The organism is Streptomyces sp. NPDC020490 (genome assembly GCF_044335305.1).
Classification (GTDB): Bacteria; Actinomycetota; Actinomycetes; order Streptomycetales; family Streptomycetaceae; genus Streptomyces.
This window is the reverse complement of sequence record NZ_JBIRUY010000035.1, coordinates 1-24,559: the sequence shown is the minus strand read 5'-3', so window position 1 is coordinate 24,559 and position 24,559 is coordinate 1. Positions and strand designations below refer to the sequence as shown.

Annotated in this window: 21 protein-coding genes and 1 pseudogene; 14 read left to right on the top strand and 8 right to left on the bottom strand. The window is 71.0% G+C overall.

Annotation, left to right across the window (positions count from 1 at the left end; all coding sequences use genetic code 11):
• The first annotated feature begins 195 nt into the window (after nucleotides 1-195).
• Nucleotides 196-1,197: a TerC family protein gene (locus ACH4ZX_RS30460; protein WP_398279677.1), complete on the top strand. Its 1,002-nt coding sequence runs from the start codon at nucleotides 196-198 to the stop codon at nucleotides 1,195-1,197.
• A 120-nt stretch (nucleotides 1,198-1,317) separates the two neighbouring features.
• The gene (gene aroQ, locus ACH4ZX_RS30455) at nucleotides 1,318-1,791 is read left to right on the top strand and encodes a type II 3-dehydroquinate dehydratase (RefSeq protein WP_398279674.1); all 474 of its coding nucleotides are present in this window, start codon (nucleotides 1,318-1,320) and stop codon (nucleotides 1,789-1,791) included.
• Nucleotides 1,792-1,810: 19 nt separating this feature from the next.
• Here the strand turns inward: aroQ and ACH4ZX_RS30450 are convergent, their stop codons facing one another.
• The 5 genes from ACH4ZX_RS30450 to ACH4ZX_RS30430 form a co-directional block, all read right to left on the bottom strand.
• The gene (locus ACH4ZX_RS30450; protein ID WP_398279883.1) at nucleotides 1,811-2,539 is read right to left on the bottom strand and encodes an amino acid ABC transporter ATP-binding protein; all 729 of its coding nucleotides are present in this window, start codon (nucleotides 2,537-2,539) and stop codon (nucleotides 1,811-1,813) included.
• 20 nt (nucleotides 2,540-2,559) lie between these two features.
• On the bottom strand, nucleotides 2,560-3,483 hold the full coding sequence (locus ACH4ZX_RS30445) for an amino acid ABC transporter permease (RefSeq protein ID WP_398279671.1): 924 nt from the start codon (nucleotides 3,481-3,483) through the stop codon (nucleotides 2,560-2,562).
• Nucleotides 3,480-4,364 (bottom strand): ABC transporter substrate-binding protein, encoded by an 885-nt coding sequence (locus ACH4ZX_RS30440; protein WP_398279669.1) that lies wholly within the window; start codon nucleotides 4,362-4,364, stop codon nucleotides 3,480-3,482. The genes ACH4ZX_RS30445 and ACH4ZX_RS30440 overlap by 4 nt, the downstream gene beginning before the upstream one ends.
• Before the next feature lie 517 nt (nucleotides 4,365-4,881).
• Complete coding sequence (locus tag ACH4ZX_RS30435) at nucleotides 4,882-5,538, bottom strand: MBL fold metallo-hydrolase (protein ID WP_398279666.1); 657 nt, start codon at nucleotides 5,536-5,538, stop codon at nucleotides 4,882-4,884.
• A gap of 71 nt (nucleotides 5,539-5,609) precedes the next feature.
• Nucleotides 5,610-6,296: a maleylpyruvate isomerase family mycothiol-dependent enzyme gene (locus ACH4ZX_RS30430; RefSeq protein WP_398279663.1), complete on the bottom strand. Its 687-nt coding sequence runs from the start codon at nucleotides 6,294-6,296 to the stop codon at nucleotides 5,610-5,612.
• A gap of 224 nt (nucleotides 6,297-6,520) precedes the next feature.
• On the opposite strand from ACH4ZX_RS30430, the gene uvrA reads away from it, so the two are divergent.
• Nucleotides 6,521-9,571, top strand: a complete 3,051-nt coding sequence (gene uvrA / locus ACH4ZX_RS30425; RefSeq protein WP_398279660.1) for an excinuclease ABC subunit UvrA — start codon at nucleotides 6,521-6,523, stop codon at nucleotides 9,569-9,571.
• 148 nt (nucleotides 9,572-9,719) lie between these two features.
• On the opposite strand, the gene ACH4ZX_RS30420 is transcribed toward uvrA, so the two are convergent.
• Nucleotides 9,720-10,631: a carbohydrate kinase gene (locus tag ACH4ZX_RS30420; RefSeq protein WP_398279657.1), complete on the bottom strand. Its 912-nt coding sequence runs from the start codon at nucleotides 10,629-10,631 to the stop codon at nucleotides 9,720-9,722.
• 207 nt (nucleotides 10,632-10,838) lie between these two features.
• Here ACH4ZX_RS30420 and ACH4ZX_RS30415 point away from each other — a divergent pair, with 207 nt between their 5' ends.
• Complete coding sequence (locus ACH4ZX_RS30415) at nucleotides 10,839-11,264, top strand: Rieske 2Fe-2S domain-containing protein (protein ID WP_398279654.1); 426 nt, start codon at nucleotides 10,839-10,841, stop codon at nucleotides 11,262-11,264.
• A gap of 43 nt (nucleotides 11,265-11,307) precedes the next feature.
• Here the strand turns inward: ACH4ZX_RS30415 and ACH4ZX_RS30410 are convergent, their stop codons facing one another.
• Nucleotides 11,308-12,261: a hypothetical protein gene (locus ACH4ZX_RS30410; RefSeq protein WP_398279651.1), complete on the bottom strand. Its 954-nt coding sequence runs from the start codon at nucleotides 12,259-12,261 to the stop codon at nucleotides 11,308-11,310.
• Between the two features lie 388 nt (nucleotides 12,262-12,649).
• Between ACH4ZX_RS30410 and uvrC the strand changes: the two genes are divergently transcribed.
• The 4 genes from uvrC to whiA are packed head-to-tail and all read left to right on the top strand — an operon-like array spanning nucleotide 12,650 to nucleotide 17,749.
• Complete coding sequence (gene uvrC, locus ACH4ZX_RS30405; protein ID WP_398279648.1) at nucleotides 12,650-14,728, top strand: excinuclease ABC subunit UvrC; 2,079 nt, start codon at nucleotides 12,650-12,652, stop codon at nucleotides 14,726-14,728.
• Nucleotides 14,725-15,681 carry an RNase adapter RapZ gene (gene rapZ, locus ACH4ZX_RS30400; protein ID WP_398279645.1) on the top strand — a complete coding sequence of 319 codons (957 nt, stop codon included), beginning with the start codon at nucleotides 14,725-14,727 and terminating at the stop codon, nucleotides 15,679-15,681. The genes uvrC and rapZ overlap by 4 nt, the downstream gene beginning before the upstream one ends.
• Complete coding sequence (yvcK, locus tag ACH4ZX_RS30395; protein WP_398279642.1) at nucleotides 15,678-16,769, top strand: uridine diphosphate-N-acetylglucosamine-binding protein YvcK; 1,092 nt, start codon at nucleotides 15,678-15,680, stop codon at nucleotides 16,767-16,769. Before rapZ ends, yvcK begins: the two co-directional genes overlap by 4 nt.
• Nucleotides 16,760-17,749 (top strand): DNA-binding protein WhiA, encoded by a 990-nt coding sequence (gene whiA, locus ACH4ZX_RS30390; RefSeq protein WP_398279639.1) that lies wholly within the window; start codon nucleotides 16,760-16,762, stop codon nucleotides 17,747-17,749. The genes yvcK and whiA overlap by 10 nt, the downstream gene beginning before the upstream one ends.
• Nucleotides 17,750-18,076: 327 nt before the next feature.
• Here the strand turns inward: whiA and ACH4ZX_RS30385 are convergent, their stop codons facing one another.
• Nucleotides 18,077-19,357 carry an MFS transporter gene (locus ACH4ZX_RS30385; RefSeq protein ID WP_398279636.1) on the bottom strand — a complete coding sequence of 427 codons (1,281 nt, stop codon included), beginning with the start codon at nucleotides 19,355-19,357 and terminating at the stop codon, nucleotides 18,077-18,079.
• Nucleotides 19,358-19,817: 460 nt separating this feature from the next.
• Here ACH4ZX_RS30385 and gap point away from each other — a divergent pair, with 460 nt between their 5' ends.
• The 6 genes and pseudogenes from gap to ACH4ZX_RS30355 form a co-directional block, all read left to right on the top strand.
• Nucleotides 19,818-20,825, top strand: a complete 1,008-nt coding sequence (gene gap, locus ACH4ZX_RS30380; RefSeq protein WP_398279633.1) for a type I glyceraldehyde-3-phosphate dehydrogenase — start codon at nucleotides 19,818-19,820, stop codon at nucleotides 20,823-20,825.
• 188 nt (nucleotides 20,826-21,013) lie between these two features.
• Nucleotides 21,014-22,225 carry a phosphoglycerate kinase gene (locus tag ACH4ZX_RS30375; protein ID WP_398279630.1) on the top strand — a complete coding sequence of 404 codons (1,212 nt, stop codon included), beginning with the start codon at nucleotides 21,014-21,016 and terminating at the stop codon, nucleotides 22,223-22,225.
• A gap of 6 nt (nucleotides 22,226-22,231) precedes the next feature.
• A complete protein-coding gene (tpiA, locus tag ACH4ZX_RS30370; RefSeq protein WP_398279627.1) occupies nucleotides 22,232-23,008 on the top strand; it encodes a triose-phosphate isomerase in 777 nt (258 codons plus the stop codon).
• A gap of 136 nt (nucleotides 23,009-23,144) precedes the next feature.
• Nucleotides 23,145-23,375, top strand: a complete 231-nt coding sequence (gene secG / locus ACH4ZX_RS30365) for a preprotein translocase subunit SecG (RefSeq protein ID WP_398279880.1) — start codon at nucleotides 23,145-23,147, stop codon at nucleotides 23,373-23,375.
• Nucleotides 23,376-23,605: 230 nt separating this feature from the next.
• Nucleotides 23,606-23,941 (top strand): RNA polymerase-binding protein RbpA, encoded by a 336-nt coding sequence (locus ACH4ZX_RS30360; protein WP_360744526.1) that lies wholly within the window; start codon nucleotides 23,606-23,608, stop codon nucleotides 23,939-23,941.
• Between the two features lie 313 nt (nucleotides 23,942-24,254).
• A pseudogene (locus ACH4ZX_RS30355) lies at nucleotides 24,255-24,559 on the top strand (glucose-6-phosphate isomerase); the annotation flags it as partial.

Sequence of the window (24,559 nt, the reverse complement as noted above, 5' to 3'; positions counted from 1 at the left end):
ATCTCTTTACCTTTCCTTGGTGATAGGGGTACTGTCTTCCGTACGGAGGGGAGTACTCCCTGCCTGCTGCGGCGTTCCCGTCAATACGGATCCGGCCAGATCCCGGGGCGTCGGCCCAGAGTTGTGTCACTGGGTGGAAGAGACCTCCGGCAGCGACGACGCTGACATTTGCCGTTACGTACTGCCGGAGGCGCAGTGGATGTTTCGACGACCCTGTGGGTCCTGACCATCGTGGGTCTCGCCGCCCTGATCGCGGTCGACTTCTTCATCGGCCGCAAACCGCACGACGTGTCCCTCAAGGAAGCCGGGATCTGGACGGGCGTCTGGATCACTCTCGCCGTGCTCTTCGGTCTCGGCCTGCTCGTCCTCGGCGGCGGCCGTCCCGCCGGCGAGTTCTTCGCGGGCTTCATCACCGAGAAGTCGCTGAGCGTCGACAACCTCTTCGTCTTCGTCCTGATCATGGCGAAGTTCGCCGTGCCCTCGCAGTACCAGCAGCGGGTGCTGTTCATCGGCGTGCTCATAGCCCTGGCCCTGCGGGCGGTCTTCATCGCCGCGGGAGCCGCGATCGTCGCCAGCTTCTCGTGGGTGTTCTACCTCTTCGGCGCCTTCCTGATCTGGACCGCCTGGAAGCTGGTCCAGGAGGCCCGGGCCGAGGAGGAGAACGAGGAGTACGAGGAGAACAAGCTGCTCAAGGCAGTCGAGCGCCGATTCGGCGTCGCCGACCGCTACCACGGCACCAAGCTGTGGATCCGGCAGAACGGCAAGCGGGTCATGACCCCGATGCTGGTCGTGATGCTGGCGATCGGCACCACCGACATCCTGTTCGCGCTCGACTCCATCCCCGCGATCTTCGGCCTGACCCAGGACCCGTACATCGTGTTCACCGCCAACGCCTTCGCGCTGATGGGTCTGCGGCAGCTGTACTTCCTCATCGGCGGCCTGCTGAAGAAGCTGGTCCACCTCAGCTACGGCCTGTCGGTCATCCTCGGCTTCATCGGCGTCAAGCTGGTCCTGCACGCGCTGCACGAGTCCGGCGTCCACGTCCCGGAGATCTCCATACCGGTCTCCCTCGGCGTGATCTGCTCGGTCCTCCTGGTCACCACGCTCACCAGCCTCAGGGCGTCCAGGAAGCAGGCGGAGGCCGAGGCGGCGCCGTCCGGGACCGAAGGCGCCGCGAAGGACAGCGTCCAGGCCTGAGCACGGCGGACGCCGGAACGACGACCGCCGGGAGCCCACGACGGGTGCGGGTCGCGCAGCGCCGGGCGCACCGTGATAGACCGGGGCCGATCAGCTCGCCCGCCCCGGACCGGAGGAACCGTGCCCCGCACCCTGGCCAACGCCCCGATCATGATTCTCAACGGACCCAACCTGAACCTTCTCGGCCAGCGGCAGCCGGAGATCTACGGCAAGGACACACTGGCCGACGTCGAGGCACTGTGCGCCAGGACAGCGGCCGCGCACGGCGGCACCGTGGACTTCCGGCAGTCCAATCACGAGGGCGAACTGGTGGACTGGATCCATGAGGCGCGGCTCAACCACTGCGGCATCGTGGTCAACCCCGGCGCCTACTCGCACACGTCGGTCGCGATCCTGGACGCGCTCAACACCTGTGACGGGCTGCCGGTGCTGGAGGTGCACATCTCCAACATCCACCAGCGCGAGTCCTTCCGGCACCACTCCTACGTCTCGCTGCGGGCCGACGGGGTCATCGCGGGATGCGGAGTGCAGGGGTACGTCTTCGGCGTGGAGCGCGTCGCGGCGCTGGTGGGGGCGGCGCAGGCCCAGGCGTGAGCGCCGGCCCCCAGGCCGCTCACAGCCGGCCCGCCTCCACGATCCGCCGCAGGAACCGCCGGGTGCGTTCCCGCTGCGGGTCGCCGAAGACCTCCTCGGCCGTACCGCGCTCCAGAACCACGCCTCCGTCCAGAAAACAGACCTGGTCGGCGACGTCCCGGGCGAAGCCCATCTCGTGCGTGGCCAGCACCATGGTCATGCCGTCCTCCTTCAGGTCGCGCACCACCGTCAGGACCTCGCCCACGAGTTCCGGGTCGAGGGCGGCGGTGATCTCGTCGAGCAGCAGCAGGCACGGGCGCACGGCGAGGGCGCGGACGATCGCCACACGCTGCTGCTGGCCGCCGCTGAGCCGGTCCGGGTAGGCGTCCGCCCGGTCGCCGAGCCCGAGCCGCTCCAGCAGCTCCCTGGCACGCTGCTCGGCCTCCTCGCGGGAGGCGCCGTGCACCCGGCGCGGGGCGAGCGTGATGTTCTCCAGCACGGTCATGTGCGGGAACAGGTTGTACGCCTGGAAGACGACGCCGATACGGCGGCGTACCGCGTCCTGGTCGGCGCGCGGGTCGGTGATCTCCTCGCCGTCCAGCCAGATCGCGCCGTCGTCGATCTCCTCCAGGAGGTTGGCGCAGCGCAGCAGCGTCGACTTGCCGGAGCCGGAGGCGCCGATCAGCGCGGTCACCGTGTGCGGGGCCACTTCCAGGTCGACGTCGCGCAGGACGACCGAGTCGCCGAAGGTCTTCCGGACGGACTCCATGCGCAGCACGGGCGCGTCGCTCACAGTGCTCCTCCCTGGGCCCGGCGGCGGTCCATCCGGGCGGTGACCCAGTCCGTGAACCGCGTCATCGGAATGGTCAGCGCCACGAAGACCAGGCCCGCGACGATGTACGGCGTGTAGTTGAGGCTGCGGCCCACGATGATGTCCGCGGCCCGGACGGCGTCGATCGCGCCGCCGATGGAGACGAGCCCGGTGTCCTTCTGCAGCGACACCAGGTCGTTCAGCAGCGGCGGCACCTGACGGCGCACGGCCTGGGGGAGCACGACGTACCGCAGCGCCTGCCGGTTGGTCAGGCCGAGCGAGCGGGCCGCGGCACGCTGCGAGGGGTGCACGGACTCGATGCCGGCGCGGAACACCTCGGCCACGTACGCCGAGTACGTCAGCGTGAGCGCCGTACCGCCGAGCAGCACGGGGTCCACGGTGACGCCCTGCAGACGCAGCGCGGGGACGCCGAGGACCACGATCATCAGGTTGATGATCAGCGGCAGCCCGCGGAAGAAGTCCGTGTACGCGGCGGCCAGCACCCGCAGCGGGAAGAACACCGGGCCGCGCAGGGTGCGGGCGACGGCGATCAGCATGCCGAGGACCAGCACCGCCGCCCCGCAGACCAGCAGCAGCCGGACGTTGAGCCACAGCCCTTCGAGGACCTTGGGAAGCGCCTCGCGCGCGTACCGCGTGTCGAAGAACGTCTCCTTGGTGCGCGGCCAGCCGGGCGCCTTGACGACGATCAGGTAGAGGACGAACCCGGTGACGAGGGTCGACAGCGCGGCGATCGCCGTCGCCCGGCGGGCACGCGCGCGCCTGTGGCGCTCGCGCTCCAGCCGCCGCGGCGACGGGACGTACCCGTCGCGCATGCCGTCCTCGACGTCGTTGCCGGAGCCCTGGCCCGACTCCTCCCCCGACTCCTCCTTCGCCACCGTCACTTGAGCACCGGGGCGTCGATGGCCTCGGACAGCCACTGCTTCTCGATCCTGGCCAGCGTGCCGTCCTCGCGCAGCGCGTCGACGGCGCCGGTCACGCATGAGGTGAGCGCGCTGCCCTTGTCGAGGACGAGTCCGAACTGCTCCGGCGTGCCGCCCTGGTTCTCGAACTGGCCCACGATCTTCGCGTCGGTGACCTCCGCGGCCGTGATGTAGAAGGCGGTCGGCAGGTCGGTGACGATGGCGTCCACCTGGCCGTTCTTCAGGGCGGACTTGGCCTGGTCGTTCTTGGCGAAGACGGCGGGCTGCTGCTTCGGCTTCACCACGTCGGTGATGTAGTCGAGGCTGGTGGTGCCGACCTGCGCGCCGAGCTTGAGACCCCTGAGGTCCGCGATGCCGGTCGCCTTCGCGGCCTTGGTGCCCTTCAGCGCGATGACGGCCTGGCGCACGTCGTAGTAGCCGGAGGAGAAGTCCACGGCCTTCTTGCGCTCGGTGCTGATCGACACCTGGTTGATGTCGAAGTCGAAGGTCTTCACGCCGGGCGCGAAGGCCTTGTTGAACGGCACGCTCTGCCAGACGACGGCGCTCTTGCCGTAGCCCAGTTGCTTCGCCACGGCGTAGGCGACCGCCGACTCGAAGCCCTGGCCGTTGGCGGGCGCGTCGTCCTTGAACCACGGCTCGTACGCGGGCTTGTCGGTGGCGATCGTCAGCTTGCCGGACGTCTTGGTGGCCAGCTCGCCCTTGGCACACGTGTTCCCGGCCGACCCGGACGGCTTGGCGGCGGCCTTGTCCTCCGGCTGCGGAGCACAGCCGACGGCGGTGGCGAGCAGGGCGATGGTGGCGGCGGCGACGGCGCGGTGCAACGCGCGAGGGGCAAGATGCATGGCGGGAGATTGGCAGCCCGCCGTCCCGTTTGTCGAGGTCATGGCGGCAACTGTCCGCATGATGGGAAAGCGTGTTTCATCACTGTGAACAGTGCCGGGCGGAACGCCCGGGCCGCCGGCCGAGGGCGGGATCGGGAAGGCCGGCGGCCCATATCGCCCAGGAGCCGTCATCCTGTGCGGGGCGGCTTCCAGTTGACTGCGTGACAGGGCGGACCGCGAGCGCGCGTACGGTGCCGGTGTGTGCGAAGGGTTCACACGGGGCGCGCACGGTGGGCGTCGGGCGGGCGGGTGGCAGTGTGCGCGGGGCGCGCAGCCTCGCACCGCACGCCCCGTGGTGTGACGCATCCGCCGCTCCGCACGCTGTACGGCATGACTCCCCATGGGTCACCGGCCCGTCCTCACCGAGGCGGCAAGCGGGCCGACGCGGCAGGGGCGGCAGGTCACAGGACCCGACCGCCCCTGTGTGCTGTCCGGGTGGGCTGCGGGACCGCCGTGCGGTGCGGGCGGCCCGGCGCGGTCACCACCCGCGGGCGTGCCACTCCGGCAGATGCGGGCGCTCGTCGCCCAGCGTGGTGTCGTTGCCGTGGCCCGGGTAGACCCAGGTCTCGTCCGGCAGCACGTCGAAGATCTTGGTCTGCACGTCGTGGATCAGACGGGCGAACGCCTTCGGGTCCTTGCGGGTGTTGCCCACGCCGCCCGGGAAGAGGCAGTCGCCCGTGAACACGTGCGGGTGCCCGTGCGGGTCGTCGTAGACCAGGGCGATCGAGCCCGGCGTGTGGCCGACCAGGTGGCGCGCGGTGAGCTCCACCTGCCCCACCCGGATGACGTCGCCGTCGTCGACGAGGACGTCGGTGGGCACGGGGATGCCGTCGGCGTCGTCCCGGCCCGCGTACGTGCGGGCGCCGGTGGCCTCGACGACCTCGGCCAGCGCCTGCCAGTGATCGCCGTGCTGGTGCGTGGTGACGACGGAGGCGATGCCGTCGTCACCGATCATGCCGAGCAGCGTGCCGGCGTCGTTGGCCGCGTCGATCAGCAACTGCTCGTCGGTGGCCCGGCAGCGCAGCAGATAGGCGTTGTTGTTCATCGGGCCGACCGCGATCTTGGTGATCATCAGGTCCTTCAGCTCGTGCACGTCCGCCGGGCCGCCGACCGTCACCTGTCCGCTGTACGTCATGCCGGTCAGCCTATAGCGGGGGACCGGCGAAGGGTCCCCCGCCATGGGCCGGTGGCCCGGGGCATCGGCCGTCAGAGCGGGGGCAGCGCCGGCAGCGGACCGCCTTCCACGGTGAGCGTGGAGCCGTCGCGGCGCCCGGAGAGCCAGCCGAGCAGGTCGGGCGCCGGGCCGGTGACGGTGATCTCCGGCTTCTCCGCCTCCCGGCCCGTGCTCCACGCGCGCGTGCCGTCGGTCAGGCGTGTGCGCGGCACGTCCGGGCGGCCCGCGAACCGCTCGGCGAGGAAGGCGGTCTCGCGCTCCAGGAACTCCGCCGGCAGGTCCTCCAGCTCGTAGCCGATCCCGAGGTCCACGTGGTGCAGTTCCACCTCGACCCACCGCCGGAACGGCACCCGGGCCGCCGAGTCGGTGACGCCGTTGCGCAGTTCCACCGTCCGCGACCAGTCCGCCGGCACGGCGCTCGCCGCCCGGAGGCGGGCCGCGCTCTCGCGCACGTCGGAGAGGTGCACGTCCAGCGGGCGCGGTGCGTCCCGCTCGATGTCGGCGTCCCGGGCGTCGCCGGAGGCGTACATGGGGCGGCCCTCCAGGACGTTCACGAGGGCGTCCGCGTTGCGGGCGAGGTGGGCCAGGATGTGGCCGAGGGTCCAGCCGGGCAGCCGTGACGGCCGGGCCACCGCGGCGTCGTCCAGCTCGGCGGCCGCGCTGAGCAGCCGTTCGGTCGCGTCGTGCAGAGACGCCAGGTCATGACCGTGATCAATCATGGTGCTGACCCTAGCTCCGCCACACCTTCGGGTGAAGCTGGTGAAGCAATGCCGGAAATCGAATGCACGTGCTATAGGGTCGGGTGTGGCGTCGGGCATCCTGGAGGTGCGGGGATTGTTATGCATCCCGAGAATCCGACCCGGCGTTGTCAGTGGCTCCCCCTAGTCTGAGAAGGACGGGGGCCCCGCCCCTGTCACTTCTCTCAAGAAAGGTGCGGACCGGCGTGGCCGACCGTCTCATCGTCCGTGGCGCGCGCGAGCACAACCTGAAGAACGTGTCGCTCGACCTGCCCCGGGACTCGCTCATCGTCTTCACGGGCCTGTCCGGGTCGGGCAAGTCCTCCCTGGCCTTCGACACCATCTTCGCCGAGGGCCAGCGGCGCTACGTGGAGTCGCTCTCCTCGTACGCCCGCCAGTTCCTCGGCCAGATGGACAAGCCGGACGTCGACTTCATCGAGGGCCTGTCCCCGGCGGTCTCCATCGACCAGAAGTCGACCTCGCGCAACCCGCGCTCGACGGTCGGCACGATCACCGAGGTCTACGACTACCTGCGCCTGCTCTTCGCGCGCATCGGCAAGCCGCACTGTCCCGAGTGCGGCCGCCCGATCTCGCGGCAGTCGCCGCAGGCCATCGTCGACAAGGTGCTGGAACTGCCGGAGGGGAGCCGCTTCCAGGTGCTCTCGCCGCTGGTGCGCGAGCGCAAGGGCGAGTTCGTCGACCTCTTCGCCGACCTCCAGACCAAGGGCTACAGCCGCGCGCGCGTGGACGGCGAGACCGTCCAGCTGTCCAGCCCGCCCACGCTGAAGAAGCAGGAGAAGCACACCATCGAGGTGGTCGTCGACCGCCTCACGGTGAAGGCGAGCGCCAAGCGCCGCCTGACCGACTCCGTGGAGACCGCGCTCAGCCTGTCCGGCGGCATGGTCGTGCTGGACTTCGTCGACCTTCCCGAGGACGACCCCGAGCGCGAGCGCATGTACTCGGAGCACCTGTACTGCGCCTACGACGACCTGTCCTTCGAGGAGCTGGAGCCGCGGTCCTTCTCCTTCAACTCGCCCTTCGGCGCCTGCCCCGAGTGCACCGGCATCGGCACGCGCATGGAGGTCGACCCCGAGCTGATCGTCCCGGACGAGGACAAGCCCCTCGACGAGGGAGCCATCCACCCCTGGTCGCACGGCCACACCAAGGACTACTTCGACCGCCTGATCGGAGCCCTCGCGGACGCGCTCGGCTTCCGTACGGACATCCCCTTCGCGGGGCTGCCGCAGCGCGCGAGGAAGGCGCTGCTGTACGGCCACAAGACGCAGATCGAGGTCCGCTACCGCAACCGGTACGGGCGCGAGCGCGTGTACACGACGCCCTTCGAGGGCGCGGTCCCGTTCGTCAAGCGCCGGCACGGCGAGGCGGAGAGCGACGCCAGCCGGGAGCGCTTCGAGGGCTACATGCGCGAGGTGCCCTGTCCGACCTGTGAGGGCACGCGCCTGAAGCCGGTCGTCCTCGCGGTCACGATCATGGACAAGTCGATCGCGGAGGTCTCCGCGATGTCGATCAGCGACTGCGCGGACTTCCTGGGCGAGCTGAAGCTCAGCGCGCGCGACAAGAAGATCGCCGAGCGCGTCCTGAAGGAGGTCAACGAACGGCTGCGGTTCCTGGTCGACGTCGGCCTGGACTACCTCTCCCTCAACCGCGCGGCCGGCACGCTCTCCGGCGGCGAGGCCCAGCGCATCCGCCTGGCCACCCAGATCGGCTCCGGCCTCGTCGGCGTGCTGTACGTGCTCGACGAGCCGTCCATCGGGCTGCACCAGCGCGACAACCACCGGCTCATCGAGACCCTGGTCCGGCTGCGCGACATGGGCAACACCCTCATCGTCGTCGAGCACGACGAGGACACCATCAAGGTCGCCGACTGGATCGTCGACATCGGCCCCGGCGCGGGCGAGCACGGCGGCAAGGTCGTGCACAGCGGCTCCCTGAAGGAACTGCTGGCCAACGACGAGTCGCAGACCGGCCAGTACCTGGCGGGCCGGAAGTCCATCCCGCTGCCGGACATCCGCCGCCCGCACGACCCGTCCCGCCGGCTCACGGTGCACGGCGCCCGCGAGAACAACCTCCAGGACATCGACGTGTCCTTCCCGCTGGGCGTGTTCACCGCGGTCACCGGCGTCTCCGGATCCGGCAAGTCGACGCTGGTCAACGACATCCTGTACACACACCTGGCGCGCGAGCTGAACGGCGCTCGGAGCGTCCCCGGACGGCACACGCGCGTGGACGGAGACGACCTCGTCGACAAGGTCGTGCACGTCGACCAGTCGCCCATCGGCCGCACCCCGCGGTCCAACCCGGCGACGTACACCGGTGTCTTCGACCACATCCGCAGGCTGTTCGCCGAGACCACCGAGGCCAAGGTCCGCGGGTACCAGCCCGGCCGCTTCTCCTTCAACGTCAAGGGCGGCCGCTGCGAGAACTGCGCGGGCGACGGCACGATCAAGATCGAGATGAACTTCCTCCCGGACGTGTACGTCCCGTGCGAGGTCTGCCATGGCGCCCGCTACAACCGGGAGACCCTGGAGGTCCACTACAAGGGCAAGTCCATCGCCGAGGTCCTGAACATGCCGATCGAAGAGGCGATGCACTTCTTCGAGGCCGTCCCGGCGATCAACCGCCACCTCAAGACGCTCAACGACGTCGGTCTCGGCTACGTCCGGCTCGGGCAGGCCGCGACCACCCTGTCCGGCGGTGAGGCGCAGCGCGTGAAGCTCGCCAGCGAGCTGCAGAAGCGCTCCACCGGACGCACCGTCTACGTCCTGGACGAGCCGACCACCGGTCTGCACTTCGAGGACATCAGCAAGCTGCTGAAGGTGCTCTCCGGTCTGGTCGACAAGGGCAACACGGTCATCGTCATCGAGCACAACCTCGACGTGATCAAGACCGCCGACTGGGTCGTCGACATGGGTCCCGAGGGCGGCGCCGGCGGCGGACTCGTCGTCGCCGAGGGCACTCCCGAGGAGGTCGCCGGGGTCCCGGCCAGCCACACCGGCAAGTTCCTCCGGGAGATCCTCGGCGCCGACCGGATCAGCGACGCGGCCTCGGTGAAGGCACCCCGCAGGGCGACGGCGAAGAAGGCGGTCGCGGCCAGGACGGCGGCGAAGAAGGCGGCGGCGACCAGCACCGCCGACAGCCCGGCCACCACGGCCACCACGGCCGGCAAGACCGCCAAGAGCACCGCCGGCAAGAAGGCGGCGCCCGCGAAGAAGACCACGCGGGCCCGGAAGGCCTGAGGCCGTCCGCCGGCAGGACCGGCTGACGCCAGAACCGAACAGCACGGCGCCCCGCGGACGGAGCCAACCCGTCCGCGGGGCGCCGCGCGTCGTCCGCGACCCGGCCCCTGCATGTCACGTCGCCCGGCCCCTGCGCGTCGCCCGCGCCCTACGCCTCGTTCACTTCATCCGCGTACGGCGGCTCGGCGCCCGCTCGGGAGCAGGTGACCGCCGCCGCGCGCGCCGCGAACCGCAGCAGCCGCTTCCAGCCGTCAGCCCCCAGACCCGCCAGAGCCGGGCCGGACAGGGCGTCCCGGGCGGCCAGCCCGTGCAGCAGCGCCGCGTTCACCGTGTCGCCGGCGCCGATCGTGTCCACGACGTCGACCTTCTCACCCGGCACCGCGTACTCGCCGCCGTCCCGGACGAAGGCGGTCAGGCCGTCGCCGCCATGGGTCATCACGACGGCCGCGGGACCCGCGGCCAGCCACTCGCGCGGGGAACCGCCGAGCCACCGGGCGTCCTCCTCGGACAGCTTGAGCAGCGACACCGAGGACAGCCAGCTCAGGAAACGTGCGCGGTAGGCGTCCGCGTCCGCGATCAGCCCCGCCCGGATGTTGGGGTCGAGCGCGGTGAACACCCCCTGGGCGGCCGCGCTCCGCAGCAACTCCTCGTAGGCGCTCGCGCCCGGCTCCAGGACCAGCGAACAGGTGCCGAAGGACACGGCTCGCGTCCCGGCGGGGAGCGCCGGGGGCGTCGCGAACAGCCGGTCCGCGGTGCCCTCGACGTAGAAGGAGTAGGCGGCGGAGCCGTGCTCGTCGATCGTGGCGACCGCGAGGGTGGTGGGTTCCGGGCCGCGCTGCACGCCGGAGACGTCCACGCCCGCCGCCCGCAGCCCGTTCAGCAGCGCATCCCCGAAGGCGTCGTAGGAGGTGCGGGAGCAGAAGGCGGTGGGGGAGCCGAGACGGCCGAGGGCCACGGCGGTGTTGTACGGGCCGCCGCCGAGCGCCGGCCTCAGGGCGGCGAGGGCACCCGTGCCCTGCGGGACCAGATCGATCAGAGCCTCACCGGCGACGACGATCACGAGACGGTTCCTTCCTCGGACTGCGTGGACTGCTTGGACTGCATGGGCTGCGCGGACTGCATGGGCTGCCTGGGCTGCCTGGACTGCGTGGGCTGCCCGGACTGTGTGGAGCGGACTGGTGCACCGCGTGGCCGGTCCCGCGTCCGAGCCCGGTACATCGCCCCGGTATCGTGCGGTCTGTACAGCCCCTCACCAGTGGAGATCCTCATGCCCGGCCGTCCCTCCCCGAGCCGTCGTACCGTCCTGCGCGGAGCCGCCGTCGCTCCGGTGGCGGGGCTCGGCCTGACCGCGTGCTCCCTGGCCGGCGGCACCACCACCTCCGCCGTGCCGACCGCGCCCGTCGACCTCGGCGCCGAGAGCGAGATCGCCGAGGGGAGCGCCAAGCTGTACCAGGACCACAACGTCGTGGTCAGCAGGGCCGCGGACGGCTCGCTGAAGGCGTACAGCACGATCTGCACGCACGCGCGGTGCGCGATCAACACGCTGCAGGGGACGAAGCTGATCTGCCCGTGCCACGGCAGCGAGTTCGACGCCACCACCGGCAAGGTGCTGCGCTCCCCGGCCGCCGCGCCGCTCGACGAACTGCCGGTGCGGGCCGAGAAGGGCAGGATCGTCGCCGGTCCGCAGGCCTGAGCCGCGGCGGGTATCACCGGGCATCACCGGGCCCGGGGGCGGCTCACTCCCACTCCCAGCCGATCCCCACGAGTCCCGTCCGCACCCGCGCCTCCACGAGGTGGACCGAGTGGTGCCGCCCGCTGAGGGCGAGTTCCTGGCGGCCGCTGCGGGGAGCGGCCGCCGAGTGCTGCGCGAAGCGGTGACAGCGCACCGGCAGCGCACGTTCGTCGAAACACACCTGGAGCGCGTACTGCCCGCCGGCCGGCCCGAAGGCGCGGACGTACTCGCGCGACACGCCCGCGGTGCCGTCCTCGACGCCGTACCGGAAGAGGAACGTGTCCCCGGCCCGCAGCCGCGTGTCGAAGAGCAGCTCCGCCACGAGCACGCCGGTCTCCGGGTGCGTGCGCACCCGTCCGGTGCGGCAGTTCTCCAGCGCCTGCACGCCCATGCGCTCCGGCACGCACCCGGGATCGCCGTGGTGCACGGCCACGAACCGGTCGACGCCGTCCCGGTGGGCGCGCACGATGTGGTGCGACTCGCGTCCCGCCAGTTCACGGCGCGCTCCGATCCGTATCCGCTCGTGGTGGCCGAGGGTGTGCAGACCGCCGTCGGAGGGCAGGCCCAGCTCGGCCAGCAGCCGGTCCAGGATGCCCGACGCCTCCACCAGGGAACGGTAGGAGCGGCCGCCGGGCCGCTGCCCGGAAGGGCCGTCCCCCTCGGAGAGCAGCCTGATCAGGGACTCCTCCGGCAGTTGCAGGATCTCCTCCAGCGCCCGTACCGCGCGCAGGGACTCCGGCCGCTGCGGGCGCCGGGCGCCCTGCTGCCAGTAACTCAGGCTCGTCACGCCGACCTTGACTCCGTACCGCGACAGATGGTGCTGCACTCGTTGCAGCGGCAGTCCACGGGCGGCGATCGCGGCGCGCAGCGCGACGTGGAACGGGCCGCCCCTCAGGGCCGTGGCCAGTTCCGCGGTGGCGACGGCGGCGACGTCCGCGTGCTGTGTGGCGTGCGGCATGCAGGGGCCTTTCTGTGAAAGCTCGCTTCGGCTGGTCAGACCGGTTCGCGTGGCCGTGGGGCATCCGTCGGCGTCCGGGCGTCTTCACATCCGTAGGCCCTGGTTCACGGCCCCGGATGCCTCCGCATTGAAGCGTGTCGGCCAAGTCCCGACAACACCTGAGGCCCTACGGCGTCGTACTCCTGGCCGAGACGCGATCGGACGCCGGGGACCGGGGCCTGTCCTGGTCCCGGGACCTCCGTGAACGGGTCCGCTGCCCGGGCCGGGCAGGCCGGAACGACCGGAAAGCGGCCGTCCCGCCACAGCGCGGCGAGCCTGTGGACGACGGTCCCCCGGCGTTGTCCACAGGCTCGCCGCGCTGTCACCCCTCGCCAGTAGGGTGTGAGACATGGCCGACCCCTCCAGCTACCGCCCCCGTCCGGGACAGATCCCGGACTCTCCCGGGGTGTACAGGTTCCGCGACGAGCACCGCCGGGTGATCTACGTCGGAAAGGCGAAGAGCCTGCGCCAGCGCCTGGCGAACTACTTCCAGGACCTGGCGAACCTGCACCCGCGCACCCGGTCGATGGTCACCACGGCCGCGTCGGTGGAGTGGACGGTGGTGTCCACCGAGGTCGAGGCGCTGCAGCTGGAGTACTCCTGGATCAAGGAGTTCGACCCCCGGTTCAACGTCAAGTACCGCGACGACAAGAGCTACCCCTACCTCGCGGTGACGATGAACGAGGAGTACCCGCGCGTGCAGGTGATGCGCGGTCACAAGAAGAAGGGCGTGCGGTACTTCGGCCCGTACGCGCACGCGTGGGCGATCCGCGACACCGTCGACCTCCTGCTGCGCGTCTTCCCGGTCCGCACCTGCTCGGCCGGCGTCTTCAAGAACGCCGCCCGCACCGGCCGGCCCTGCCTGCTGGGCTACATCGGCAAGTGCTCCGCGCCCTGCGTGGGCCGTGTCTCCGCCGAGGAGCACCGCGAACTGGCCGAGGAGTTCAGCGACTTCATGGCCGGCCGCACCGGCACGTACCTCCGCCGCCTGGAGCAGCGGATGCGGGAGGCGGCGGAGGAGATGGAGTACGAGCGGGCTGCCCGCCTGCGCGACGACATCGAGGCCCTGAAGAAGGCCATGGAGAAGAACGCCGTCGTGCTCGCCGACGCGACCGACGCCGACCTGATCGCCGTCGCGGAGGACGAGCTGGAGGCGGCCGTCCAGATCTTCCACGTGCGCGGCGGACGCGTGCGCGGCCAGCGCGGCTGGGTGACCGACAAGGTCGAGGAGATCACCACCGGCGCCCTCGTCGAGCACGCCCTGCAGCAGCTCTACGGTGAGGAGAGCGGCGACGCGGTCCCCAAGGAGGTCCTGGTCCCCGCCCTGCCCGACCCGGTGGAACCCGTCCAGGAGTGGCTCGCCGGGCGGCGCGGCTCGGGCGTCTCGCTGCGCATCCCGCAGCGCGGCGACAAGCGGGCCCTGATGGAGACCGTGGAGCGCAACGCCCAGCAGGCTCTCGTGCTGCACAAGACCAGGCGCGCCTCCGACCTCACCACCCGCTCGCGCGCCCTGGAGGAGATCGCCGAAGCCCTCGACCTGGACAGCGCCCCGCTGAGGATCGAGTGCTACGACATCTCGCACCTCCAGGGCGACGACGTGGTGGCCTCCATGGTCGTCTTCGAGGACGGCCTGCAGCGCAAGAGCGAGTACCGCCGCTTCCAGATCAAGGGCTTCGAGGGTCAGGACGACGTCCGCTCCATGCACGAGGTGATCAGCCGCCGCTTCCGGCGCTACCTCGCCGAGAAGGAGCGGACGGGGGAGTGGGCGGACGGCGAGAACCCGGACGCCGACGGCTCCGGCAACAGCACCGACAACAGCGTCGGCAACGGCCTCACCGAGGACGACGGCCGCCCCAGGAAGTTCGCCTACCCGCCCCAGCTGGTCGTGGTCGACGGCGGTCAGCCGCAGGTCGCCGCGGCCAGGAAGGCCCTCGACGAGCTCGGCATCGACGACATCGCGGTGTGCGGGCTCGCCAAGCGCCTGGAGGAGGTCTGGCTGCCGGACCAGGACGACCCGGTGGTCCTGCCCCGCACCAGCGAGGGCCTCTACCTGCTGCAGCGCGTCCGTGACGAGGCCCACCGGTTCGCCATCACCTACCAGCGCACCAAGCGTGCCAAGCGATTCCGCGCGAGCCCCCTGGACGACGTGCCGGGCCTCGGAGACACCCGCAAGCAGGCGCTGCTGAAGCACTTCGGTTCGCTGAAGAAGCTGCGCTCGGCCACCATCGACCAGATCTGCGAGGTGCCGGGCATAGGCCGCAAGACGGCCGAGACCATCGCCGTGGCCCTCGCCCAGGCCGCTCCGGCCGTACCCGCCGTGAACACGGCGACCGGAGAGATCATGGAGGAGGAACCCGGCACCATGGGTTCCGACGGGGAACCCGTGACGACGGGGGCACCGGACCAGCGACGGGGGCAGGAGACATGAACGACACCGAACACGGACGACAAGACCACAGCGGAGACGGAGCACAGGTGAGTACGGGCCCGACCATCGAGGCGGCCGGGGTGCCCGACGCCGCGATCCCCGAACTGGTGATCATCTCCGGCATGTCCGGAGCCGGGCGGTCGACGGCGGCCAAGTGCCTGGAGGACCTCGGCTGGTTCGTCGTGGACAACCTGCCGCCCGCGCTGATCCCCACCATGGTGGAGCTCGGCGCCCGCTCCCAGGGCAACGTGGCACGCATCGCGGTCGTCGTCGACGTCCGCGGCCGCCGTTTCTTCGACAACCTCCGCGAGTCACTCGCGGACCTGGAGGCCAGACACGTCACCCGGCGGATCGTCTTCCTGGAGTCCTCCGACGAGGCCCTGGTGCGCCGCTTCGAGTCGGTGCGCCGCCCACACCCGCTCCAGGGCGACGGACGCATCGTCGACGGCATCGCCGCCGAACGCGAGCTGCTGCGCGAACTGCGCGGCGACGCCGACCTGGTCATCGACACCTCCAGCCTCAACGTGCACGAGCTGCGCGCCAAGATGGACGCCCAGTTCGCCGGCGAGGAGGAGCCCGAGCTGCGGGCCACCGTCATGTCCTTCGGCTTCAAGTACGGCCTCCCGGTCGACGCCGACCTGGTCGCGGACATGCGCTTCCTGCCCAACCCGCACTGGGTCCCGGAGCTGCGCCCCTTCACCGGCCTCAACGAGGAGGTCGCCGCGTACGTCTTCAACCAGCCCGGCGCGAAGGAGTTCCTCGACCAGTACGCCGAGCTGCTGCGGCTGATCGCGGCCGGGTACCGCCGCGAGGGCAAGCGCTACGTGACCATCGCCATCGGCTGCACCGGCGGCAAGCACCGCTCGGTCGCCACGTCGGAGAAGCTCGCCGCACGTCTCGCGGCCGAGGGTGTGGAGACGGTGGTCGTGCACCGGGACATGGGACGGGAATGACGCAACGCTCTCTGCGGCTGAGCAGGCTGCGCAGGGCCGTGCCCGAGGGGCGCGGCGGCCGGCTCGTCGAGGCCCGTGGCGGCCGGCTCGTCGAGGCCCGCGGCGCCCGGCCCCGCCGCCGCGGCGCACAGCCCAAGGTGGTCGCCCTCGGCGGCGGCATGGGCCTGTCCGCCTCGCTCGCCGCGCTGCGCCGGATCACCGGCGACCTCACCGCCGTCGTCACCGTGGCCGACGACGGCGGCTCCAGCGGGCGCCTGCGTGACGAGCTGGGCGTACTGCCGCCCGGCGACCTGCGCAAGGCACTGGCCGCCCTGTGCGGCGACGACGACTGGGGCCAGACCTGGGCCCGGGTCATCCAGCACCGCTTCCACTCCCAGGGCGACCTGCACGACCACGCGGTCGGCAACCTGCTGATCGTCGCCCTGTGGGAACAGCTCGGCGACCACGTCCAGGCGCTGGACCTGGTCGGCAGACTGCTGGGCGCGCACGGGCGCGTGCTGCCCATGTCCGCCGTACCGCTGGAGCTGCAGGCGCTGGTCAAGGGCCACGACCCGGACCGGCCGGACCAGGTCGAGACCGTACGCGGTCAGGCGACCGTCGCCCTCACCCGCGGCGAGGTGCAGTCCGTGCACCTCGTACCGAACGACCCGCCCGCCGTCCCGGAGGCCGTGGAGGCGGTGCTGGACGCGGACTGGGTGGTGCTCGGCCCGGGTTCCTGGTTCTCGTCGGTCATCCCGCACCTGCTCGTCCCCGAGCTGCTGGACGCGCTCACGCAGACCAAGGCACGCCGGGTACTCTCACTGAACTTGGTGCCGCAGCCCGGAGAAACCGAAGGCTTCTCCCCGCAGCGTCATTTGGAGGTTTTGGGACGACACGCCCCTAAACTCGCCCTGGACGTGGTGCTGGCCGACGAGGCCGCCGTGCCCGACCGCGACGTACTCGTCGAGGCCGCCAAGCGGCTGGGGGCCGCGGTCGAGCTGGCGCCGGTGGCCCGGACGGACGGGACTCCAAGACATGACCCGGAGCTCCTCGCCGCCGCGTACGACCGTATTTTTCGGATGCATGGAAGGATCGGCCCATGGCGATGACGGCAGCGGTGAAGGATGAGATCTCCCGGCTCCCCGTCACCCGGACCTGCTGCAGGAAGGCGGAGGTCTCGGCCGTCCTGCGGTTCGCCGGCGGCCTCCACCTGGTCAGCGGGCGCATCGTGATCGAAGCGGAGCTGGACACCGCTATGGCGGCCCGCCGCCTCAAGCGGGACATCCTGGAGATCTTCGGCCACAGCTCCGAGCTGATCGTGATGGCGCCGGGCGGACTGCGCCGCGGTTCGCGCTACGTCATCCGGGTCGTCGCCGGCGGCGACCAGCTGGCCCGGCAGACCGGCCTGGTGGACGGCCGCGGCCGCCCGATCCGCGGCCTGCCCCCGCAGGTGGTGTCCGGCGCCACCTGCGACGCCGAGGCCGCCTGGCGCGGAGCCTTCCTGGCGCACGGCTCGCTCACCGAGCCCGGCCGCTCCTCCTCCCTGGAGGTGACCTGCCCGGGCCCCGAGGCCGCGCTCGCCCTGGTCGGCGCCGCCCGCCGCCTGTCGATCGCCGCGAAGGCCCGCGAGGTGCGCGGCGTCGACCGGGTCGTCGTCCGTGACGGTGATGCCATCGGCGCGCTGTTGACCCGGCTCGGCGCCCACGAGTCGGTGCTGGCCTGGGAAGAGCGCCGGATGCGCCGCGAGGTGCGCGCCACCGCCAACCGGCTCGCCAACTTCGACGACGCGAACCTGCGCCGTTCCGCCCGCGCGGCCGTCGCCGCCGGCGCGCGCGTGGCCCGCGCCCTGGAGATCCTCGGTGACGACGTCCCCGAGCACCTCGCCGCCGCCGGCCGGCTGCGCATGGAGCACAAGCAGGCCTCCCTGGAGGAACTGGGCGCCCTCGCCGACCCGCCGCTGACCAAGGACGCCGTGGCCGGCCGCATCCGCCGCCTGCTGGCGATGGCCGACAAGCGCGCCTCCGACCTCGGCATTCCGGGCACGGAGTCGAGCCTCACCGAGGAGATGGCGGAAAACCTGGTGGGCTGACCACGCACACGCCCGGCCTGCCGGTCCCCGTTGCGTGCGGGTCCGGCACCGGCTCCCCTCCCCCCGCGCGGCCCCGTTCCCCGGAGAGACACGCCCGCCGCCCGCATCGGACCGCCCGCATCGGACCGCCCGCATCGGACCGTCCGCATCGGACCGCCCGCATCGGACCGCCCGCATCGGACCGTCCGCATCGGACCGTCCGCATCGGACCGCCCGCATCGGACCGTCCGCATCGGACCGTCCGCATCGGACCGTCCGTACCGGACCACCCGTATCGGACCGCCCGCGCCGGGATGCGCTCCACCTGTTCCCCACCGTCCCGTGGGGTCACCGCACCGCCTTCGGTTCCGGCGTCTTCGGCGCTGCGGAGGCGGCGGCCATGACCCGGTCGACGGTGAGGATCGGCAGCACCGTCGCCACGCTGCCCACGACGCCGACCCACAGCGCGCCGACCACGCCGATCGCCGAGCCGAGCCACCCGGCCACCAGCGCCGCCACCGGCATGCTCCCCCAGACGACGAAGCGGACGGAGGCGTTCATCCGGCCCAGGAGATGCTTCGGGCACAGTGCCTGCCGCAGGCTGACCTGGGTCACGTTGAACAGCAGCGCGCCCGCCGTCAGACCGAACTCCCCGACCAGCAGGACCGCCCCGGCGAGGACCTTGCCGTGCGGTGAGACGGCTGCGGCCAGGGGGTTGGCGACGGTGAAGAGGGCCGCCACGATCAGGCCGCACGACATCACGGCGCCGGCGCTGAAACGCCGCCGGGCCCTCGGCGCGAGCAGGGCGCCCACCACGCCCCCCGCGGCCCCGCAGGTCATGATGAGCCCGAGCGCGAACGAGTCGAAGCCGATGGTGCGCATGACCAGGACCGGGACCAGGGTGGACACGAGGGTGGCGAAGAAGTTGGACACCCCCATGGAGACCGCCAGCCGCCGGATGACGGGCTGGTCCCGGACGAACCGCAGGCCCTCCCCGATGTCGGCCATCAGGTGCCCGCGGGCCCCGCCCGCCTCCGGTGCCGGCCCGCGCTCACCGTCCCTGGTCACACCGAGGGACAGGAAGCTGACCAGGTAGGCGAGGGCGTCGACGAGCATCACGACCGGTGCGCTGACGGCCCGCATGAGCAGCCCGGCCACCGCGGGCCCGCCCAGCGCGGACACCTGCGCCGTGGCCTCGAGCCGGGCGTTGGCGGCCCCTATGTCCTCCTCCGGCACCAGGACCGGAACGTACGACTGGCAGGCGACGTCGAAGAAGACGCTCACCACGCCCACGGCGACGGCGACGGCGTAGAGCACCTCGATACGCAGGTCCCCGGTGAGCCAGAGGACCGGGACCACGAGGATGGCCAGGCAGCGTGTCAGGGCCGCCCCCATCATCGTCCGGCGCTTCAGCATCCGGTCCACCCAGGCGCCCGCGGGCAGGCCGATGACGAGGTAGCAGACGGTGGACGCCGCGGCGAGCACACCCACCTGCCGGGTGTCCGCGTCGAGCAGCCCGACGGCCGTCACGGACAGCCCGAGCGTGCCGATCCGGGTCCCGAACTGGGAGAGCGTCTGCCCGAACCAGAAGCGTCTGAAATTCGCCGACGCCACGGAGTACGTGCTCACGACATCACCATGAGGACCTGCGCCGTGAGGACCCGCTCCGTCAGGGCCCGCGCCGTGAGGACCTCGACGGCCTCCTTCCCCCTCGCCTTCCCCCTCGGTATTCGAGCCGGACCTTGCGTTCATGGCTGACCATGCGTGATCGGGCCCGGTTTGCGGCCGATGGAGATCGTCGACGACCGGCCGGCGAAAGTCATCAGGGTCCCGGCAGGTTGACCGGAAAACGCCCCGCGGCACCGCCGCGGAAGGCCGGTTCGCGAGCCGGTCGCCGGCCGCTCCGGCACCGGCCGGACCGCCCCGGCCGGGCGGTCCGTACCTCTACTGACGGGTACGTCGCGACGTGCCGGGTATGGGGCGACTCGATGTCACCCGGAAGCCCCCGGGGAGGTAGGGTCGGGGGTGGTCGGGGACATCCCATACAGCTCGCCGGCACGTGCCGGCGTACCAACGAGGAGATCGGTTCGTGACGATCCGCGTAGGCATCAACGGCTTTGGCCGCATCGGTCGTAACTACTTCCGCGCGCTGCTGGAGCAGGGTGCAGACATCGAGATCGTGGCTGTCAACGACCTGGGTGACACCGCGACCACCGCACACCTCCTGAAGTACGACACCATCCTGGGCCGCCTCAAGCAGGAGGTCTCCCACACCGCCGACACCATCACCGTGGACGGCAAGACCATCAAGGTGCTCTCCGAGCGCGACCCCGCCGACATCCCGTGGGGCGAGCTGGGCGTCGACATCGTCATCGAGTCGACTGGCATCTTCACGAAGAAGGCCGACGCCGAGAAGCACATCGCCGGCGGCGCGAAGAAGGTCCTCATCTCGGCTCCGGCCAAGGACGAGGACATCACCATCGTGATGGGCGTCAACCAGGACAAGTACGACCCGGCGAACCACCACGTCATCTCCAACGCCTCCTGCACCACCAACTGCGTGGCGCCGATGGCGAAGGTCCTCGACGAGAACTTCGGCATCGTCAAGGGCCTGATGACGACGGTGCACGCGTACACCAACGACCAGCGCATCCTGGACTTCCCGCACCGCGACCTGCGCCGCGCCCGCGCCGCCGCGGAGAACATCATCCCGACCACCACCGGTGCCGCCAAGGCCACCGCCCTGGTGCTGCCGCAGCTCAAGGGCAAGCTGGACGGCATGGCCATGCGCGTCCCGGTCCCCACCGGCTCCGTCACCGACCTCGTCATCGAGCTCAGCCGCGAGGTCACCAAGGAAGAGGTCAACGCCGCCTTCCTCAAGGCCTCCGAGGGCGAACTGAAGGGCATCCTCGAGTACACCGAGGACCCGATCGTCTCCTCCGACATCGTCAACGCCCCCGCGTCCTGCACCTTCGACTCCTCCCTGACGATGGTTCAGGAGGGCAAGAACGTGAAGGTCATCGGCTGGTACGACAACGAGTGGGGCTACTCCAACCGCCTCGTCGACCTCACGGTCTTCGTCGGCGACCAGCTCTGATCACCCCAGCAGGCACCTCGATGTGAGAACAGGGCTCGGGCAGCGCACCGCCGCGCTGTCCGAGCCCTGTGTCGCGTGGCTGTGGCCCGGTCGGCCCTCGCGGCCGCGCCGCGCGGACAGCAGCCTCACGGACATGAGCCGCCCTCTCGGGCGTCCGAGCCTCCCGAGCCCCCTTTAGGAGCCCTCACATGAAGACGATCGACGAACTTCTCTCCGAAGGCGTCGGCGGCAAGCGGGTCTTCGTCCGCGCCGACCTCAACGTGCCGCTGGACGGCACCACGATCACCGACGACGGCCGCATCCGTGCCGTCCTGCCCACCGTCAAGGCCCTCGCCGAGGCCGGCGCCCGCGTGGTCGTCGCCTCGCACCTCGGCCGTCCCAAGGGCGCCCCGGACCCGGCCTTCTCGCTCGGCCCGGCCGCCGCGCGCCTCGGTGAACTCCTCGGCGCCACCGTAGAGTTCGCGACCGACACGGTCGGCGAGTCCGCCCGTTCGACGGTCGCGGGCCTCGCCGACGGCCAGGTCGCCGTCATCGAGAACCTCCGCTTCAACGCCGGCGAGACCTCCAAGGACGACGCCGAGCGCGGCGCCTTCGCCGACCAGCTCGCCGAACTCGCCGACCTCTACGTCGGCGACGGCTTCGGCGCGGTGCACCGCAAGCACGCCTCGGTCTTCGACCTCCCGGCCCGCCTGCCGCACGCCGCCGGCTACCTCATCGCGAACGAGGTCGCCGTGCTGAAGAAGCTCACCGAGGACGTCCACCGTCCCTACGTCGTCGCGCTCGGCGGCGCCAAGGTCTCCGACAAGCTCGCCGTCATCGACCAGCTGCTCGGCAAGGCCGACCGTCTCCTCATCGGCGGCGGCATGGCCTACACCTTCCTCAAGGCCAAGGGCTACGAGATCGGCAAGTCCCTCCTGCAGGAGGACCAGGTCCCGGCCGTGCGCGAGTACATCGAGCGGGCCGAGAAGACCGGCGTCGAGCTGGTCCTCCCCGTCGACGCGCTGGTCTCCACCGAGTTCCCGGACCTGAAGACCAAGGCGCCCGCCAACCCCACCACCGTCGCCGCGGACGCCATCCCGGCCGACCAGCAGGGCCTGGACATCGGTCCCGAGACCCGCAAGCTGTACGCCTCGAAGCTCGCCGACGCCGCCACCGTCTTCTGGAACGGTCCCATGGGCGTCTTCGAGCACCCCGACTACGCCGAGGGCACCAAGGCGGTCGCCCAGGCCCTCCTCGACTCCCCGGCCTTCACGGTCGTCGGCGGCGGCGACTCCGCCGCGGCCGTGCGCCTGCTGGGCTTCGACGAGAGCGCATTCGGCCACATCTCGACCGGCGGCGGCGCCTCCCTCGAATACCTCGAGGGCAAGACGCTCCCCGGCCTCGCCGCACTGGAGGACTGACCCACAATGAGCACGCGCACGCCGCTGATGGCGGGCAACTGGAAGATGAACCTCAACCACCTCGAGGCCATCGCGCACGTCCAGAAGCTCGCTTTCGCCCTGGCCGACAAGGACTACGAGGCCGTCGAGGTCGCCGTCCTGCCGCCCTTCACCGACCTGCGCTCCGTGCAGACACTGGTCGACGGCGACAAGCTCAGGATCAAGTACGGCGCCCAGGACCTCTCGGCGCACGACTCCGGCGCCTACACCGGCGAGATCTCGGGCCCGATGCTGGCCAAGCTGAAGTGCACGTACGTGGCCGTCGGCCACTCCGAGCGCCGCCAGTACCACAACGAGACCGACGAACAGGTGAACGCCAAGGTCAAGGCGGCGTTCAAGCACGGCCTGACCCCGATCCTGTGCGTCGGCGAGGAACTGGAGGTCCGCGAGGCGGGCAACCACGTCACGCACACGCTCGCGCAGGTCGAGGGCGGCCTGAAGGACGTGCCGGCCGAGCAGGCCGAGACCGTCGTGATCGCCTACGAGCCCGTCTGGGCCATCGGCACCGGCAAGGTCTGCGGCGCCGGGGACGCCCAGGAGGTCTGCGCCGCCATCCGCGGGAAGATCGCCGAGCTGTACACGCGGGAGCTGGCCGACAAGGTCCGCATCCAGTACGGCGGCTCCGTCAAGGCCGGCAACGTCGCTGAGATCATGGCGCAGGCCGACATCGACGGCGCCCTGGTCGGAGGCGCCTCGCTGGACGCCGACGAGTTCGTCAAGATCGTGCGCTTCCGCGACCAGTGAGCAACCAGTGAGCGACCGGTGACACGACCTGTGAGTATGCGGTAGCGGCGATCCGTCGTACCCTTGCGGGGGCACAGCCATGGCGCTGTGCCCCCGTCGTCCATCCGAATCCGAGGAAGTTGGTCCAGCCGTGGTTTTGGGGTTCTCGATCGCCCTGATCGTCTTCAGCCTGCTGCTGATGCTGCTGGTGCTGATGCACAAGGGAAAGGGCGGCGGCCTCTCCGACATGTTCGGTGGCGGCATGCAGTCGTCCGTCGGCGGCTCCTCGGTCGCCGAGCGCAACCTCGACCGCATCACCCTGGTGGTCGGTCTGCTGTGGTTCGCGTGCATCATCGTGCTGGGCATCCTGATGAAGACCAACAGCTGATCAAGGCTGACGCGGTTCACCACGCAGGCACCTACCGCAGCACATTTCGCACGCAAGGCCCCATGTTCGGTACGCGCACCTGAGCGCGGCCTATCATGGGGCTTGCGTCTGGGTGTGGGGCGGTAACTCCAGTCACTGGACGCGCGTTGGGCCTTACGTAGACTGAGGCGCTCGCAGCGAAGCGGAACGCCGACTCGCTTCGCGGCACCATCACGCAGGGAGTTACGACCGTGGCAAGTGGCAACGCGATCCGAGGTAGCCGGGTCGGGGCGGGGCCGATGGGCGAGGCCGAGCGTGGCGAGTCCGCGCCGCGGCTGCGCGTCTCCTTCTGGTGCTCCAACGGGCACGAGACGCAGCCGAGCTTCGCCAGCGACGCGCAGGTACCCGAAACCTGGGACTGCCCGCGCTGCGGCTTTCCGGCCGGACAGGACCAGGACAACCCGCCGGACCCGCCGCGCACCGAACCCTACAAGACGCACCTCGCCTACGTCCGGGAGCGGCGCAGCGACGCGGACGGCGAGGCGATCCTCGCCGAGGCGCTCGCCAAACTGCGCGGCGAGATCTGACAGTTGAGAGCCGGCCGGGCGCCCAGGGGTGCCTGGCCGCAGGTGTCCGCCGTGCCCGTGCGCGCGTGTGCGCACCCGGCCCGCGGAGCGCCGCCGTGCCCCGGCTCCGCCGCCGCCCCACCGGGCCGTGCCCTGCCGCCGCCCGCCGGGCGGCCGTCTTCTTCGCCCTGTCCGTCATTTCGCTGACACCTGCGCTCAAGCCGGACGTACCTGTTGTTGCGCCGTACGACGACGCGACGACGGCTCACGTCATCGGCTGATCAACTAGGTTGGAACAGCCCAGAGCAGGCAGGAAAGAAGGCTGAAGTCGGACATGAACGCACACGGCCGTACCAGGCTCAACCAGACGCCCGAGTGGACCGCGCTGACCAGGCACCGCCAGGAACTCGGCGAGACGCGGTTGCGCGACCTGTTCGCCGCCGCCCCCGGCCGCGGCACCGGCTACGCGCTCGAGGTCGGTGACCTGTACGTCGACTACTCCAAGCACCTCGTCACCGACGAGACGCTGCGGCTGCTGCGCGAGCTGGCCGCCGCCACCGACGTGTTCGGCCTGCGCGACGCCATGTTCCGCGGCGAGAAGATCAACACGACGGAGGACCGGGCGGTGCTGCACACCGC

What these genes read in the sequence shown, in the direction of transcription:
- uvrC (WP_398279648.1), top strand. Translation starts at nt 12,650, where the DNA reads ATGGCCGACCCCTCCAGCTACCGCCCCCGTCCGGGACAGATCCCGGAC.
- ACH4ZX_RS30430 (WP_398279663.1), bottom strand. Translation starts at nt 6,296, where the DNA reads ATGATTGATCACGGTCATGACCTGGCGTCTCTGCACGACGCGACCGAA.
- ACH4ZX_RS30415 (WP_398279654.1), top strand. Translation starts at nt 10,839, where the DNA reads ATGCCCGGCCGTCCCTCCCCGAGCCGTCGTACCGTCCTGCGCGGAGCC.
- ACH4ZX_RS30375 (WP_398279630.1), top strand. Translation starts at nt 21,014, where the DNA reads ATGAAGACGATCGACGAACTTCTCTCCGAAGGCGTCGGCGGCAAGCGG.
- ACH4ZX_RS30410 (WP_398279651.1), bottom strand. Translation starts at nt 12,261, where the DNA reads ATGCCGCACGCCACACAGCACGCGGACGTCGCCGCCGTCGCCACCGCG.
- rapZ (WP_398279645.1), top strand. Translation starts at nt 14,725, where the DNA reads ATGAACGACACCGAACACGGACGACAAGACCACAGCGGAGACGGAGCA.
- yvcK (WP_398279642.1), top strand. Translation starts at nt 15,678, where the DNA reads ATGACGCAACGCTCTCTGCGGCTGAGCAGGCTGCGCAGGGCCGTGCCC.
- ACH4ZX_RS30440 (WP_398279669.1), bottom strand. Translation starts at nt 4,364, where the DNA reads ATGCATCTTGCCCCTCGCGCGTTGCACCGCGCCGTCGCCGCCGCCACC.
- whiA (WP_398279639.1), top strand. Translation starts at nt 16,760, where the DNA reads ATGGCGATGACGGCAGCGGTGAAGGATGAGATCTCCCGGCTCCCCGTC.
- ACH4ZX_RS30450 (WP_398279883.1), bottom strand. Translation starts at nt 2,539, where the DNA reads ATGGAGTCCGTCCGGAAGACCTTCGGCGACTCGGTCGTCCTGCGCGAC.
- tpiA (WP_398279627.1), top strand. Translation starts at nt 22,232, where the DNA reads ATGAGCACGCGCACGCCGCTGATGGCGGGCAACTGGAAGATGAACCTC.
- ACH4ZX_RS30435 (WP_398279666.1), bottom strand. Translation starts at nt 5,538, where the DNA reads ATGACGTACAGCGGACAGGTGACGGTCGGCGGCCCGGCGGACGTGCAC.